The sequence below is a fragment of the Salmonirosea aquatica genome (assembly GCF_009296315.1).
Classification (GTDB): domain Bacteria; phylum Bacteroidota; class Bacteroidia; order Cytophagales; family Spirosomataceae; genus Salmonirosea; species Salmonirosea aquatica.
Map to the genome: position 1 here is coordinate 3,966,683 of NZ_WHLY01000002.1, position 14,828 is coordinate 3,981,510.

Below are 14,828 nucleotides of genomic sequence, written 5' to 3' on the forward strand. Positions count from 1 at the left end.
TGTTGCTTCGCTTCACACAAAGGTACCCCTCAGCACGGGGGTACCTTTCTTTATTTTGTGGCATCGCGTTGCTCAGTGGACGTGTAGTAGCATTTGTATATTTCAACATTTTTTATGCGTGCCATGAATGCCAAATTTCTCTTGATTGCCGCCCTGATTGTACTGGGCTGCAAAGATCCCGACCCGATCGAAGATGGGCAAGCCACCGCCTGGGGTGATCAACCCGCCCTGCCTGCCGTGCAGGGAGAGGCCACTTTTTCGCTCAGCGCGAGCGAAACCTCCGTGAGTGTAATGGGCAATACACTTCCCCGAATGCCCAATTTCCCGGCCTTATCCGCTAAAAAAGGAGTCGTGCGCGGCTATGTCGCTGATTTGAGCGGCAAGCCGCTGGAAGGAGCGTATATTGGTATACGATCGACGGCTACGGGCGGCTACTATTCCGGCGCATCCGACGAAACCGATGCCAAAGGCTATTATGAAATCCAGGTACCCTGGGGGACGGCCGAATTCTACGCCGCCGGCTACACCATCGACTACGGCGAAGGCCGGGCGGTCATGAGCCTGTATGCATCCGATGGCAAGGTAGGCAGCTTCCCCTCCGGCGATGGACTGGTCAAGAATTTTGTGCTGCTGTCTTATGGCGTATTCAATAAAGATCTCGTCAGTCAGCGGCCCAACGATCCCACCAACTATGCCGGTGGTTCTCTGTATATTACCTACAATGTGAGCGATCCATCATCGGTGTATAATCCGCCGAGCTATATTCCGGAAAACGCGGAGATTCAGGTAATGCTTACCCCGGATGGCCCTGGTTTGTACGGAGAACAAAAAAAGTTTGTAATCAACAAAAAGGCCAGTCTCCAGAACTATAATTTCTTGATTATGAATGTTCCGGTGGGTCGGTATGCCATCAGTGTCAGGCTCAAAGACGGCCCCCCACTGCACATGGAAGCCGTGGGCCGGTATGCAGGCGTATATCCCTACTTCGGCTTAAAACTTGGCGAGGCCATCGGTACGGCCAAGCTGCTCTTTACACCTGATATAGGTGCTGAAAATGCAACAACACCTCCCAATCGGGGTAAATGGGGATCGATACAGATCAAGGTAGATGTACCCGAGTAGCGTCTGATTTTCTTACAAATTCTCATAAAGGACCATGAACAATCCAATAATCACAGAGACTTCTTGGGATGCCGGGAAGAAATTAATCATCACCCATATCAGCGGAGCTGTAGAAAAGTCTGCAATTGAAACATGGGAGAAGACATTTCAGGCTGCCCTGGAAAGCATTCCTGACAATGGTACATTTAAGGTACTGGTCAATATGTACGGATTTGAAGCCGTCGATCTAGAAGCCCACAAAAGATTCCGGGGAATTGTGCCTGTGACCCTGGCTGGCTACGGCTGGAAAGTAGGGTATGTGGATCTGTTTCCAGAAGAGGCTAAAACCATGAAGTACACCCCTACAAGAGGAATCCAATGCGTGGGTGCGGCGCACGTCCATCAGGACTCGACTAAAATGGACCTGTACAATACTCGCTTCGGTCGGGATACCGAACGCTTTTTTACTGATCCGGATAGGGCGAGAGAATGGATTGAAAGCATTTGAGTTCAAAAAAGACTGAGATGCCATCGAGTATTACTTTACACCTGTCCCTTCACCACCGCCCACACATTCTCGGCCACGATCTTATAGCCGTCGGATTGATTGAGCTAGCCCTGTGTTTGGGCCTTAATGTAATCTCTTACTGCCCTTTTAATTTTCTCCTTCACGCTATTCCAGTTGTGCTTTTTGAGTGAGAGAGGCGGCTCGCTTCCGTCGGCATCGGCAAAATAAATTAGCGAACGGAGGATATGACCCACATCGGTTGCCGTGTGTTTTTGCTTGAAAAATAGCAGCATTTGTTCCAATGAAAAATGATCTAACAATTCAGCAATATCCCAGAAATCCTTCTGAACGCCTCTTCGGGAAATGGCGTTGATTTTCATGGCCACCACATCGGGCAAAGAGGCAAGCCGGATATCGTCTATTACTTCAATGGGTTCTAATAGCAGATATTCGTACAGGATGAAATCCACCTTTACCCGCCGAATATAACCCAAAATAGCCCCGGGAGTGTGCCTGACGATAATCAAATCGGCAAATCTCTTTTCTAAAGCGCCAAGCAAAACATCACTATCGAACGGTGTTTCTGTAAAAAGGTCTAAATCTACGGACACCCGATGGCCCAATTTTAGGGATAAGTTTGTACCTCCTACCAGAAAGAAGGATGACAACTCGGGAAGTTGCATCAATTCGTTCAGTAAATCCAGAGTGGATTCTGCGACTGTCTTTCTTTGTAGCATGTAAAGTCGTCGGGCGATAGACGGAAATAGAAGCAAACAAAATTAAGCACTTCTTTACTAAGATAGGTGGAGTTGACAATTTCTTGCCTGATTCGCTCCTCCCCATAATACTTTATGAGGTTGATTATATCATCCCAGGGACCGTAGTTAAGTACCTTTTCCATGACGAAAAGGCTGTTTTTTTGGTAGTTTATTTTTTCAAAGTCCACATCCCAGAAAGCCAGGGAAGAAATATTGGGCTTTGTTGATTTACTGGTTGTGTCCATGATTCAGCGTTTTTTGCCTGTAAACGATCTTGGTTGAAGGTGAAACGTTCCCTCCCTCAAACCTGCCCCTTTACCACCGCCCACACATTTTCAGCCACGATCTTGTGGCCTTCAGGCGTGGGATGAATACCGTCAGACTGATTTAGGGTACGCTCGCCACCGACGCCTTCCAGCAGGAAAGGAATGAGGGAGATGTTGTTTTTTTTGGCCAGCTCGGTGTAGAGCGCCCGGAATTCGCTGGCGTAGGTACCCCCATGTTGGGGGGTACCTGCATCCCGGCCAGGATAATTTTCACATCGGGGTACTTCGCTTTAACCTTATCGATAATAGCCTGCAGGTTTTTGCGAGTTTCGGTCAGCGGGATGCCCCGCAGGCCGTCGTTACCGCCCAATTCCAAAATAAACACATCCACTGGCTGGCGCAGTACCCAGTCGATGCGGCTATTGCCGCCCGAGGTGGTTTCGCCACTCACTCCGGCATTCACCACTTTGTAGGGCATGTTCAGCGAATCCAGTTTGTTCTGAATCAGAGCCGGAAAAGCCTCGGCGGGCTCCACGCCGTAGCCTGCGGTGAGGCTGTTGCCAAAAAACAGAATCGTCTTTTCCTGTTTTTCCGGGGTAGCCGTATCACTCTTCGTGGTTGCTGCCGATTGAGAAGAATCTTCCTTTTTGTTTTCAGAACAGGAACTCAACACGAGCACCGGAACTAAGAAGAAGCTAATTATTGATACAATACGCATAGGTACCTGGGCCTGGGGTGAACAGTAAAGTCGGGAAACGTGTTGATAGGTTTTGTTTCTCAACGCAAAATAATCCCATTTCCTTTCACTCCTTGCATGAATAGCATACTCAATTTACGGGAAGTCAATAAAATATACCAGAGCGGTGGCCGGGATCTGAAGGTGTTGGATAGCGTGAGTTTTGCCGTCGAGACGGGTTCTACCATGGCCATTGTGGGTCCGTCGGGCAGTGGAAAAACGACTTTGCTGGGCCTCTGCGCCGGACTGGACCGCGCGTCTTCGGGCGATGTCACGTTGCACGACACGCGGCTTAACGACTTGACCGAAAACCAACTGGCTGCCCTCCGTAACCGCTACGTGGGCTTCATTTTTCAAAACTTCCAGTTGATGCCCACCCTCACCGCCATCGAAAACGTGATGGTACCTCTCGAGCTTCGGGGCGAAAAAAACGTGCGGCCCGTGGCCCTCGACCTGCTGGACAAGGTAGGGCTGGCCGACCGTTCCCACCACTATCCCACCCAACTCAGCGGCGGCGAGCAGCAACGAGTATCGCTGGCCAGGGCTTTTTCCAATCAACCCCAAATCCTGTTCGCCGACGAACCGACGGGCAATCTCGACGCCGAAACGAGCGAAAAAGTGATTCAGCTCCTGTTCGACCTGAACAAACAAGCCGGTACCACGCTGGTACTCGTCACACACGATCTAGATTTGGCGGCGATGACCCAGCGTATAGTGAGAATCAAGGGCGGCAAACTGGTTTCCGATGAAAGAGTATAAAGAAAGCTTTTCCTTCTCGTGGCTCCTGCAAATGGCCTGGCGCGACAGCCGCCGCAGTCGGTCACGCCTGGTGTTGTTCATTTCGTCGGTCATTCTGGGCATTGCGGCGTTGGTAGCCATCTATTCGCTGGGCGAAAACGTCCGTCGAAACATCGATACCCAGGCCGCGACGTTGCTGGGGGCTGATCTGGAGATTTCCGGCAACCAGCCCGCCCCGGCCAAAATCCGCCCCTTGCTGGATTCGCTGGGCGAGGAACGGTCGGAGGAGCGACGCTTTGCTTCAATGGCCTATTTCCCCAAAAGCGGCGGAAGCCGCCTGGCGCAGGTACGGGCGCTGGAAGGGAATTATCCCTACTACGGCGAGCTGGAAACCATTCCGGCGGAGGCAGGCCGTTCGTTCCGGAACAAGCAACAAGCTCTGGTGGATCAAACGCTCATGCTGCAATACGACGCCAAGGTAGGTGATTCCGTAAAGGTAGGGGAGGTGACGTTTGTCATTGCGGGCGTCTTGCTCAAGGCCCCCGGTCAAACGGGCGTCACCACGACGGTGGCCCCGGCGGTGTACATTCCGCTGAGGTACCTTGAACAAACGGGGCTGGAACAAAAAGGTAGCCGGATCAACTATCTCTATTTCTTCAGGTACCCCCCGCAGACGGATGTGGAGAAAATCGTAAAAAAGATTGAACCCCGCCTGGAACTCGATGATTTCGACACGCAGACTGTTCAGGGACAGAAGGAATCAACGGGCCGTTCTTTTGAGGATTTAACCCAATTCCTGGCGTTGGTAGGTTTCATCGCTCTGCTGTTGGGCTGTGTGGGGGTGGCGAGCGCGGTGCATATCTACATTCGCGAAAAACTCAACGCCATTGCATTGTTGCGCTGCCTGGGGGTAAAATCTTCCCAGGCTTTTGTCATCTACCTTATCCAAATCGTGGGGGTAGGTTTCCTGGGATCAGTGCTGGGAGCCCTTCTGGGGACAGTGATTCAGCAGTTTCTGCCTATAATACTCAAAGACTTCCTGCCTTTTGATCTGACCACCGAAATTTCGTGGGCGGCCATCGGGCAGGGGGTAGTGCTGGGTACCCTCATCTCCATTCTGTTTGCGTTGTTACCCCTTATTTCTGTGCGTAATATTTCGCCCTTGCGCGTTCTGCGGGCTTCCTTCGAGCCTGAACCCTCGACTCAGGACCCTCTGCGCTGGTTGATCTATGGCCTGATCCTCGTTTTCGTATTTTTCTTTACCTACTTACAAACGAATAGCTGGCTGGAAGCCGCGATTTTTACGGGAAGTATCCTGGGGGCTTTCCTGCTGCTGTTGGCGATGGCGTCCCTGCTGATGGGACTGGTAAAGCGGTTCTTTCCATCCTCGTGGAGCTATGTATGGCGACAGGCGCTGGCCAATCTGCATCGTCCCAATAACCAGACCTCCATTCTGATTGTCTCCATTGGCCTGGGTACGGCCTTTATTTGTACATTGATTTTGGTGCAGTCGCTCCTCCTGAAACGCGTGACCCTTTCCACGAGCGGGAATCAGCCCAATGTCGTATTGTTTGATATCCAAAGCAATCAGCGCGATGAGGTACTTTCATTGGCCACCAAACAGGGTTTGCCCATTATTCAGAGTGTGCCGGTGGTGAATATGCGCTTGGAAAAAGTGAATGGACTCACGGCTGCCACTGCCCAGAAAGATACATCGAGCCGCATTTCATACCGCATTTTCAGCCGCGAATACCGTGTGACGTTCCGGGATACACTTACGGAGTTTGAAAAACTAAAGCGAGGTACCTGGCAGGGACGAGCCGAAGGAAACGGACCGGTGCCTATTTCAATCGAGGAGGGTTTCGCCATGCGCAACCGCCTCCGGCTAGGCGATACTTTAACATTCAACGTGCAGGGTGCCTTGCTCGCCACGGTGGTAGGTAGCTTGCGTGAAGTGGACTGGGGCGGGGTGCGTACCAGTTTTCTGGTATTATTCCCTGCGGGCGTTCTCGAAGAAGCTCCTCAATTCCATGTATTGCTCACGCGGGTGGAATCCAACGAGCGTTCGGCTGCTTTCCAGCGCACTATCGTCCAGCGGTTTCCCAATATCTCCATCATCGACCTGGGGCTGGTGCTGAAAGTTCTGGACGAATTACTGGAAAAAATCGGGTTTGTTATCCGCTTTATGGCTGGCTTCAGCATCCTGACCGGGCTGATTGTGCTGATTTCTTCCGTCCTCATCAGCAAGTACCAGCGCCTGCAGGAAAGCGTGTTGCTCCGCACCATTGGTGCCAGCCGCAATCAGATTTTTGCCATTACGGCGTTGGAATATTTCTTTCTGGGTGCCCTGGCCGCTGCCACCGGCATTCTGGTGGCATTAGCGGGAAGCTGGGGGCTGGCCAAGTTTACTTTTAAAGTAGACTTCACCCCTCAGTTTGTGCCCATTTTACTGGTATTCCTGATCGTTTCGAGCCTTACAGTACTGATTGGTCTGGCCAATAGTCGGGGTATTCTTTCCCGCTCGCCGCTGGAAGTACTGCGACAGGATGGGTAGGCTTCGGGAAGTTGAGTATTTCCCGAAGCCTACCCATCATGAATACGATGCCGGTTATTGCCGTTTCCTGATCGTATCCTTCCGGGTAGAGTCGGGGTGTAGATTGGCCTGATTTTTAGGGTACCCTCCTTGCTCATCCTGGTTGCCTTCTCCGACCCCAATGGCCGCCCTGCTCTCCTCGGTACCTGTGGGGGTAGCTCCATTTATTTCAGAATTGGGGGATTGTTTCTGTTCGGTGGCAGGCCCACAGCCCGATAAAAGGACAGCGGATAGCAGAACCGTTCCGGCTAATTGCACAATTTTCATAGCAGTATGGTGTTTTAGGTTAATGGTAGTAAAAAAAGGTACCTCAAATATTGTACCTACCCAAAATGGGGCGAAAATTGGCCTTCAAAATAGGAAATCTCGAAAGATTACCGATAAGTAAGTGCATCGATTCGCTTCCCACCTCCAGTAGGCTATATAGCCGGATATTCCTACCTTCGCACTTGATTTCTAGTCAAAAAAACGGAACGAATGGCGTGGTACCATACTTTTTTCGAGGGATTGCCCCAAGTAGCCTGGAAGCAAAATCAGACCGAGGATTATACCGATTGGGAAGTGGATTTTCTGGTCGATCTGCTCGGGCTGATGCCGGGCAGCCGGGTGCTGGATATTATGGCCGGCTATGGTCGTCACGCCCTTCCGCTAGCCGAACGTGGCCATGTACTAACGGCCGTGGATATTTCGCAGGAGTACTGCCGGGAGCTGGAACAAACCGCCCGGGCACAAAACCTGCCGGTCACGGTGCTTGAAGGCGATTTTGTAGAAATGCAATTGCCTGCTGCGACCTACGCGGGCGCTTACTGCCTGGGCAACAGCTTCAGTTTTTTTTCCCGGGAGGTGATGCAGGAATTTCTGCAAAAAATCGCCGACCAGTTGCCACCCGGTGGCCGGTTTATTGCGCACACGCAGCTTCTGGCCGAGAGTGTGCTACCCGATTTTCAGGAACGGTCCTGGATGAATTTAGGAGATGATATGATGTATCTGGCTCAGAATGAGTATGATGCATTACGCGGAGTAATCCTGGCCGAACTTACCTACGTATGGGGAAACGAACGGGTCACCCGTAGTGTTGAGCAGTATGTTTACACGCTGGCCGAACTAAAATCCCTGATGCAACAGGCGGGACTACTGGTGACCGAAGTGTTCAGCAGCCTCGACGGCGAATCATTCGCCCTGGGTGACGAGCAGGCTTATCTGCTGGCTGTACGGCAGTAGAAGGTCCTGACTGAGTGATCCACTGCGCGATAAAGGCCGGAATGGACCTGTTATAGTAAGATTCCGGCATCGTACATTCAATATTAGTGCGGCAACTTTCTCTGGATAATGCCATACGTCCAGGTACCCAGGATAGCGCTCAATAATGTTACGATCACAGCCAGAAAACCGCTGCCGATTTGGGCGTACAGGGGGCCTGGGCAGGCGCCGGTCAATGCCCAGCCGAGGCCGAACAGCAGTCCACCGTAGATTTGACCCTGATGGAATGATTTCGGCTCGATGACGACTTGCTCGCCCGCGCTGGTTTTGATGTTCAATTTTTTAATCAGAAAAACGGATAGCATACCTACCACGACTGCCGAGCCGATCACGCCATACATGTGGAAGGAATCCAGACGGAACATTTCCTGAATACGGAACCAGGAGATGATTTCGGCTTTCACAAAAACAATACCGAACAATATCCCAACCAGCAGGTACCTGCCTAGTGCGGGGATACTTTCAGGATTTCGCTGCTCATTCTGATTATCAGGTTCCGAGTCTAGAACAGAAGAAGATTTCCGGGGGATAGGCTCAGTGGCCTTCGGGGTTAAAATATTTGCTTTCAACGTATTGGTCAAAATTAATTTTTCAAAATAGTCGATTTCTGCTCATCACACTCATACGAGCTGCATCAGCCAAGGCAGCAGCACAAGGGTACCCACGAAGCCCCCAATCATAAAGCATATCGTTGCTACCAGCGATGGCCATTGTAAGTTGGATAGCCCCATGATGGCGTGCCCCGACGTACAGCCTCCCGCGTACCGGGTACCAAAGCCCACCAGAAAACCACCCAGTACCAGGAAGATAAATCCTTTGAGGGTAAAGATATTTTCTATGGAAAATAGTTGGGCGGGCATCAGTCCCGAAAAGTCGGTAATGCCCAGGGCTGCCAGATCGCTTTGGGTCGAAGCGGCGATCACAATTTCGTTAGGATCAGCCAAAAATTGGGTTGCAATGAAGCCGCCGATCAGGATTCCCAGCACAAAGGCCAGGTTCCATCCCTCTTTTTTCCAGTCATAGCGAAAAAAAGGAATATTGGCCGGCACACAAGCCGCACAGATATGGCGTAGGGAGGAAGAAATCCCGAAAGCCTTGTTGCCAATCAGCAATAAGGCTGGTACGGTCAGGCCGATGAGCGGTCCCGCCACGTACCAGGGCCAAGGCTGCGATAAATAATGGATAATTGACAAGGGATACTGAAAAGTTAGATGATTAATATTGACAGGAAGGCTAAAAGAAGCGAACCACAGCCTATCGACTTAGTTCTGAACCGCCGAATCACGGGTCACAGGTACCCCCGCGGTTTTCATGGCCCCGTAGCCGCCTTCGATGTTGACTACGTTATCAAAACCCCGTGCCTTGAGGATTGAGGCGGCGATCATGGAGCGGTAGCCGCCCGCACAGTGCAGGTACATGGATTCGTTGTGGGGAAATTCGGCCATGAGGTCGCTGATGTAGTCCAGGGGCAGATTTTTGGCACCCTCCGCGTGTCCGCTTTCAAATTCGGTGGGTTTACGAACGTCGATTACGGAGAGGTCATTCTTCTTGAATTTCTCCGCAAAATCCGCGGCTTCCACCCACTGTACGGTATCGGTTTCCATGCCTGCGTTTTGCCATGCCGCAAAGCCGCCCTCAAGGTACCCCAGGGTGTAGTCGTAGCCCACCCGCGCCAGACGGGTGACCACCTCTTCTTCGCGACCGGGATCGGTCACGAGCAACAGGCTTTGTTTTAAATCCGGAATCAGCGCACCTACCCAGGGAGCAAAGCTGCCATCGATACCGATGTTGATGGAATTGGGAATGAAGCCTGCGGCAAAATCGCGGGCCGCGCGGGTGTCAAGCACCAATGCGCCCGTTTCGTTGGCGGCCACCTCGAAGGCCGCCGGACTGAGCGCCTGCGCGCCACGCTCCAGCACAGCGTCGATGCTGTCGTAGCCTTCCCGGTTCATTTGCACGTTTTGCGGGAAGTACTGCGGAGGTTCGGCGAGGCCTTCGGTGACTTCCTTTATAAATTCTTCGCGGGTCATATTGGCCCGCAGGGCGTAGTTGAACAGCTTCTGGTTGCCCAGCGTGTCGGATGTTTCTTTGCTCATATTCTTGCCACAGGCCGAGCCCGCCCCGTGGGCCGGGTACACGATTATGTCGTTAGGCAGGCGCATAATTTTGGTTCGCAGGCTATCGAAGAGGTACCCTGCCAGGTCGGCCGTAGTCAGGTCGCTTTCCTGGGCCAGATCGGGGCGACCTACATCGCCAATAAACAGCGTGTCACCGCTGAACAAGGCGGTTTCTTTCCCATTTTCATCCAGCAGCAGGTAGCAGGTGGACTCCATCGTGTGGCCGGGCGTGTGCAGGGTACGGATGGTGACGGCTCCCAGCTTGAATTCTTCCCCGTCGGCGGCGATGTGTGCGTCAAAGGTAGGATTGGCATTGGGGCCGTAGACAATTGGGGCGCCCGTTTTCTGGGAAAGATCAAGGTGGCCCGACACGAAATCGGCGTGAAAGTGGGTTTCAAACACATACTTGATGGTCGCGTGCTCGCGCCTGGCTTTTTCGAGGTAGGGGGCTACTTCGCGCAGTGGATCAATCACGGCTGCTTCGCCCTCGGATTCAATAAAGTAGGCACCCTGCGCCAGGCAGCCGGTATAGATTTGTTCGATTTTCATAGGTTTTCAGTTTGAAGGGGCAAAGTTCCAGAGGTACATAGACCCAAAGTGGAATTAAAAGAAAGTACCGAAGTGTTAAGTTTCTTTATAAAAAATTAATAATCAATGAGTAAAGCTGTTTTGTTGATCCATTTCTGCCCCTTTTTCAAAGGAATTCCTTCCACAAAATAAATGCTGCCATTCCGAGTACAAACCATCCGAAGAGGCGTTTTAGTTTCTCACCAGGGATGAAGCGGGTCAGATAGGAACCCAGGAAAATGCCGACGACCGAGAGCGTGGTGAACAAAGCCAGGAACGTCCAGTCCATGGGCTGTTGCCCTATGTCGCCCAGAAATCCGATCAACGACTTGGCCGCGATGATGAGCAAAGAGGTACCTACGGCCATTTTCATGGGAATGCGGGCCAACAGCACCAGCGCGGGAATAATGAGGAACCCCCGCCTGCTCCCACCAAACCCGTAAGCAACCCCACAGCGGCCCCTTCAAGGGCGATCAGCGGATAGTTGAACACGATGGCGGGGGTACCTGAATCTTTTGGCGTACCTTCTTCCTTATGCCGGATCATCGAGTAGGCTGCGGCCAGCATAATCAGGGCGAACAGCCCCATGATTCCCGCGCCTTTTTCCAGCGTAAAACCCCCAAGTGTAAACACGGGATCGGGAATAGCCGGTACCAGGTACTTACGCGTCAGGAATACCGCGATGAATGAAGGGACGGCAAAAACCAGCGCGGCTTTATAATTGACCAGTTCCTTTTTCATGTAGGTGAAAGACCCTACCAGCGACGTGGTACCTACCACGAACAACGAATAGGCAGTGGATAGCACGGGATTGAGGCCAATCAGATACACCAGCACCGGAACCGTGAGGATGCTTCCGCCACCGCCGATGAGCCCGAGGCTGACGCCGATGAGTATGGAAGCAAAATAACCGAGGATGTTCACAGTAAGTGTTTTGTGGTAAAAACTAGGAAGACGACAAAAAGGAATCGTTTTTTCTGACTTCTCCTGCAAAAGTAGGGGGCAAAAGCCCTTACCTCTGTAACAAATATCACAGAGGTAAGGGCCAGGTGAAAGAAAAGTTTCTGTCTACACCTCGATGAGCTTCCAGCGGCCGCGCCGGAATACCAGAATACTCAAAATAGCCAGGAGCGATTCGGCGATGGGAACGGAGGCGAAAACGCCAATGGGGCCCCAGTCCAGCACTAAAGCCAGCAGATAAGCCACCGGAATCTCAACCAGCCAGAAGCAAACGAGGTTGAGGTAAATGGGCGTCTTGGTGTCGCCCGCGCCGTTGATGGCCTGGATGACTACCATACCATAGGCAAAAAAGCCATAGCCCAGGCATAGCACGCGCAAAGCATTGACGCCCGTACGCACCACAGCCGGCTCGGTACTGAAGAGGCCCACAATCCATGGAGCACCCGCAAAAAACAGCAGCGCTATTCCCAACAGAAACCACATATTGAGCCGCGCCGTGCGCCATACGGAGGTTTCGGCGCGGTCGGGCTGGCTGGCACCGAGGTTCTGGCCCACCAGCGTGGCGGCGGCATTGGCCATACCCCACGACGGCAAAAGCGTGAAAATGATGACCCGGATGGCAATCGTATAACCCGCTACCACATCGCTGCCGAACTCGGCCAGGATGCGCGTGAGGAATACCCAGCTCGCCGAGGAAATCAGGAATTGACCCGTAGCACCCGCCGAAAGATTGAGGATATTTTTGATCACCGCAAAATCAGGTACAAAATCCGGCCAGGTGATGGACACCGCTTTTTTGGTATGATATAGGAAATACAGCTGGTACCCTACACCCACGGTACGTCCCAGCGTGGTAGCAACGGCGGCTCCCGTAACCCCTAGCTCGGGAAAGAACCCGATGCCAAAAATAAACAGGGGATCAAGGATCATATTGAGACCGTTGGCAATCCAGAGCGAACGCATGGCTGCCGAGGCGGAGCCCGCCCCGCGCAAGGCCCCGCTGAGCGCGTAGAGTAGCACAATGACCGGACTGCTCAGAAACTCAATCCGGGCAAAGAGGGTACCTACCTCAATCACCCGCGCGTCGGCTCCCATCAGGCGCAGGATATCTCCGGCCCAGATAGTACCACAGCCCCCCATAACCACTGACAAAGCCAGCGAAATCAGGATGATTTGCCCGATGGCCTTACCCGCCTGATCGGGGTTGCCTTCGCCTACCCGCCGCGCTACCAGCGCCGTGGCGGCGGTGCTGAGGCCAATGGCTACCGAATAAATAAGCGTGATGACCGACTCGGTAAGGCCTACCGTAGCCACGGCTTCGGTGCTCACCTTGGATACAAAGAAAACGTCCACGACCGCGAAGAGCGACTCCATGACCATTTCGAGGATCATCGGGACGGAAAGCAGGAAAATAGCGCGGTTGATGCTGCCGCTGGTATAGCTTTGCTCGGAGCCGTCTAAGGCGGTGCGGAGCAGCTGGAGGTATTTTTTCAAAATCTTATACGATGAAGCAGTCAGTTTTTCCCAAACGAAAGAACTCACCCGGTGCCCTTCGGATACAGGAGGGTAGCAATCCGGAAAAATGACTGGATGGATAATGAGGATAGGGTACTCGGTACTTCAAAAAAAGTACAGGAGTACCAGGAAAGACCGAAGCGGGATCGGCAGGTAGGTCAGTTAGACCCGAGAGAGCAGAATCATGGGCATAAAGATTTTTACAAAGCTAGAATTATTTTTTTATAAAGTTTCAACGGGTGTAGGTTAGGATCTTTTCCTGGAAAGAACTAATATGAGAAAATCACCGTTCTCCCTAGCTTGCCCATTCCAAGAAAAGAATGGCTGCCAGGCAAGTGTTTGATTTCAGAGTGTGTGATTTACAGAAAACAAGCACCGTCAACTACCAACTGTCCATTGTCAACTGAATACGAATGATTGATAAAAGAGCAACGAACTCAACTGAAAAAAAACAGGAAACGGCTGTGCTGATAGCGGTGAGTCCGCAGCGCCAAAGCCCGCAACAAACCAAAGAATACCTTGACGAACTGGCTTTTCTGGTGACGACGCTGGGCGTGGAAACCCGGCACACGTTTACCCAAAACCTGGAACATCCTGACCCCAAAACCTACGTAGGAAGCGGGAAATTGCAGGAAATACAAACATTTGTTGCGGCCGAGCCCGTGGACATGGTCATTTTTGACGATGATCTCAGTCCCTCGCAGGTACGAAACCTGGAAGCCGCTTTTGAAAGCGAAGAAATCAAGGTACTCGATCGCAGTCTGCTGATCCTGGACATCTTTGCCATGCGCGCCAAAACCGCCCAGGCCAAAACCCAGGTAGAACTGGCGCAGTACCAGTACATGTACCCTCGTCTGACCCGGATGTGGACGCACCTTACCAAACAAAAAGGGGGGTAGGTATGCGCGGTCCGGGTGAGAAAGAGCTCGAAACCGACCGCCGGATTATCAAGGATCGGATTACATTCCTGAAAGACAAACTGGATAAGATCGATCTGCAAAGTGTGACCCGCCGGAAGGAACGCGACCGCCTGGTGCGCGTGGCGTTGGTGGGCTACACCAACGTGGGTAAGTCCACTTTGATGCGACGCCTGGCCAAAGCCGACGTCTTTGCCGAGAACAAACTGTTTGCCACGGTCGACTCCACGGTACGGAAGGTGTCGGTGGGTAATATACCCTATCTGCTTACGGACACAGTCGGGTTTATCCGTAAGCTACCCACCACCCTCATCGAGTCATTCAAATCTACGCTGGACGAGGTACGTGAAGCCGATATTCTGCTGCACGTGGTGGATATTTCGCACCCGTCGTTTGAGGAGCAAATGGATGTGGTGACCAGTACCCTGGCCGAAATCGGTGCGGGCGATAAGCCGACAATTATTGTTTTCAACAAGATCGACCTCTACCAGCCGCCCGTCGAGACAGAGGCGGACGAAGACTGGCACGAAGTAACGGACGACACGGCCACGAAGCCCCTGCCTAGGGAAGCCCTCATTGCGCAACTTCGCAAGAGTTTCCACGCCCGCAAGGCCGATCATGTGGTGTTCATCTCGGCGGAGCACAATGAGAACATGGACGAGCTACGCCAGCACCTCGGCGCCCTCGTGCGCGACAAGCATTTCCTGATCTATCCCAACTGGCTGGACGTAGGCTACTACGACGAAGGCGATTGGCAGAATGAAGTGGAATGAGGGTTTGGTAGGGATACGA

General features: G+C 52.4%; 14 protein-coding genes and 2 pseudogenes. 6 read left to right on the forward strand and 10 right to left on the reverse strand.

Annotated elements, in window-relative coordinates; translation table 11 throughout:
• Positions 1–114 precede the first annotated feature (114 nt).
• Together GBK04_RS17505 and GBK04_RS17510 are read left to right on the forward strand one after the other, a co-directional pair.
• Positions 115–1,122 (forward strand): peptidase associated/transthyretin-like domain-containing protein, encoded by a 1,008-nt coding sequence (locus GBK04_RS17505; protein ID WP_152761853.1) that lies wholly within the window; start codon positions 115–117, stop codon positions 1,120–1,122.
• Between the two features lie 34 nt (positions 1,123–1,156).
• On the forward strand, positions 1,157–1,609 hold the full coding sequence (locus GBK04_RS17510) for a hypothetical protein (protein WP_152761855.1): 453 nt from the start codon (positions 1,157–1,159) through the stop codon (positions 1,607–1,609).
• 104 nt (positions 1,610–1,713) lie between these two features.
• On the opposite strand, the gene GBK04_RS17515 is transcribed toward GBK04_RS17510, so the two are convergent.
• The 4 genes from GBK04_RS17515 to GBK04_RS17525 are packed head-to-tail and all read right to left on the reverse strand — an operon-like array spanning position 1,714 to position 3,351.
• Entirely contained in the window at positions 1,714–2,346 is a 633-nt protein-coding gene (locus GBK04_RS17515; protein ID WP_152761857.1) for a nucleotidyl transferase AbiEii/AbiGii toxin family protein, read from the reverse strand.
• Positions 2,301–2,612, reverse strand: coding sequence for a DUF6922 domain-containing protein (locus GBK04_RS17520; protein ID WP_152761859.1), 312 nt, complete (start codon positions 2,610–2,612; stop codon positions 2,301–2,303). The genes GBK04_RS17515 and GBK04_RS17520 overlap by 46 nt, the downstream gene beginning before the upstream one ends.
• A gap of 56 nt (positions 2,613–2,668) precedes the next feature.
• Positions 2,669–2,824: a hypothetical protein gene (locus GBK04_RS31605; protein WP_505952496.1), complete on the reverse strand. Its 156-nt coding sequence runs from the start codon at positions 2,822–2,824 to the stop codon at positions 2,669–2,671.
• Entirely contained in the window at positions 2,755–3,351 is a 597-nt protein-coding gene (locus GBK04_RS17525) for an arylesterase (protein WP_505952495.1), read from the reverse strand. The genes GBK04_RS31605 and GBK04_RS17525 overlap by 70 nt, the downstream gene beginning before the upstream one ends.
• Positions 3,352–3,447: 96 nt before the next feature.
• Between GBK04_RS17525 and GBK04_RS17530 the strand changes: the two genes are divergently transcribed.
• Together GBK04_RS17530 and GBK04_RS17535 are read left to right on the forward strand one after the other, a co-directional pair.
• Positions 3,448–4,128: an ABC transporter ATP-binding protein gene (locus GBK04_RS17530; protein WP_152761861.1), complete on the forward strand. Its 681-nt coding sequence runs from the start codon at positions 3,448–3,450 to the stop codon at positions 4,126–4,128.
• Positions 4,115–6,661, forward strand: coding sequence for an ABC transporter permease (locus GBK04_RS17535; protein WP_373331075.1), 2,547 nt, complete (start codon positions 4,115–4,117; stop codon positions 6,659–6,661). The genes GBK04_RS17530 and GBK04_RS17535 overlap by 14 nt, the downstream gene beginning before the upstream one ends.
• 54 nt (positions 6,662–6,715) lie before the next feature.
• Here the strand turns inward: GBK04_RS17535 and GBK04_RS17540 are convergent, their stop codons facing one another.
• Complete coding sequence (locus tag GBK04_RS17540) at positions 6,716–6,967, reverse strand: hypothetical protein (RefSeq protein ID WP_152761863.1); 252 nt, start codon at positions 6,965–6,967, stop codon at positions 6,716–6,718.
• Between the two features lie 210 nt (positions 6,968–7,177).
• Between GBK04_RS17540 and GBK04_RS17545 the strand changes: the two genes are divergently transcribed.
• Positions 7,178–7,921, forward strand: a complete 744-nt coding sequence (locus GBK04_RS17545) for a class I SAM-dependent methyltransferase (RefSeq protein ID WP_152761865.1) — start codon at positions 7,178–7,180, stop codon at positions 7,919–7,921.
• 83 nt (positions 7,922–8,004) lie between these two features.
• On the opposite strand, the gene GBK04_RS17550 is transcribed toward GBK04_RS17545, so the two are convergent.
• The 5 genes and pseudogenes from GBK04_RS17550 to GBK04_RS17570 form a co-directional block, all read right to left on the reverse strand.
• Complete coding sequence (locus GBK04_RS17550) at positions 8,005–8,490, reverse strand: DUF6691 family protein (protein WP_373331465.1); 486 nt, start codon at positions 8,488–8,490, stop codon at positions 8,005–8,007.
• Positions 8,491–8,580: 90 nt separating this feature from the next.
• A complete protein-coding gene (locus GBK04_RS17555) occupies positions 8,581–9,153 on the reverse strand; it encodes a YeeE/YedE family protein (RefSeq protein ID WP_152761867.1) in 573 nt (190 codons plus the stop codon).
• A 69-nt stretch (positions 9,154–9,222) separates the two neighbouring features.
• Complete coding sequence (locus GBK04_RS17560; protein WP_152761869.1) at positions 9,223–10,626, reverse strand: MBL fold metallo-hydrolase; 1,404 nt, start codon at positions 10,624–10,626, stop codon at positions 9,223–9,225.
• Positions 10,627–10,771: 145 nt separating this feature from the next.
• Positions 10,772–11,568: pseudogene (locus tag GBK04_RS17565) on the reverse strand (sulfite exporter TauE/SafE family protein).
• Between the two features lie 144 nt (positions 11,569–11,712).
• Positions 11,713–13,098, reverse strand: a complete 1,386-nt coding sequence (locus GBK04_RS17570; RefSeq protein WP_152761871.1) for an MATE family efflux transporter — start codon at positions 13,096–13,098, stop codon at positions 11,713–11,715.
• A gap of 434 nt (positions 13,099–13,532) precedes the next feature.
• On the opposite strand from GBK04_RS17570, the pseudogene hflX reads away from it, so the two are divergent.
• Positions 13,533–14,809, forward strand: a pseudogene (gene hflX / locus GBK04_RS17575) (GTPase HflX).
• Positions 14,810–14,828 lie beyond the last annotated feature (19 nt).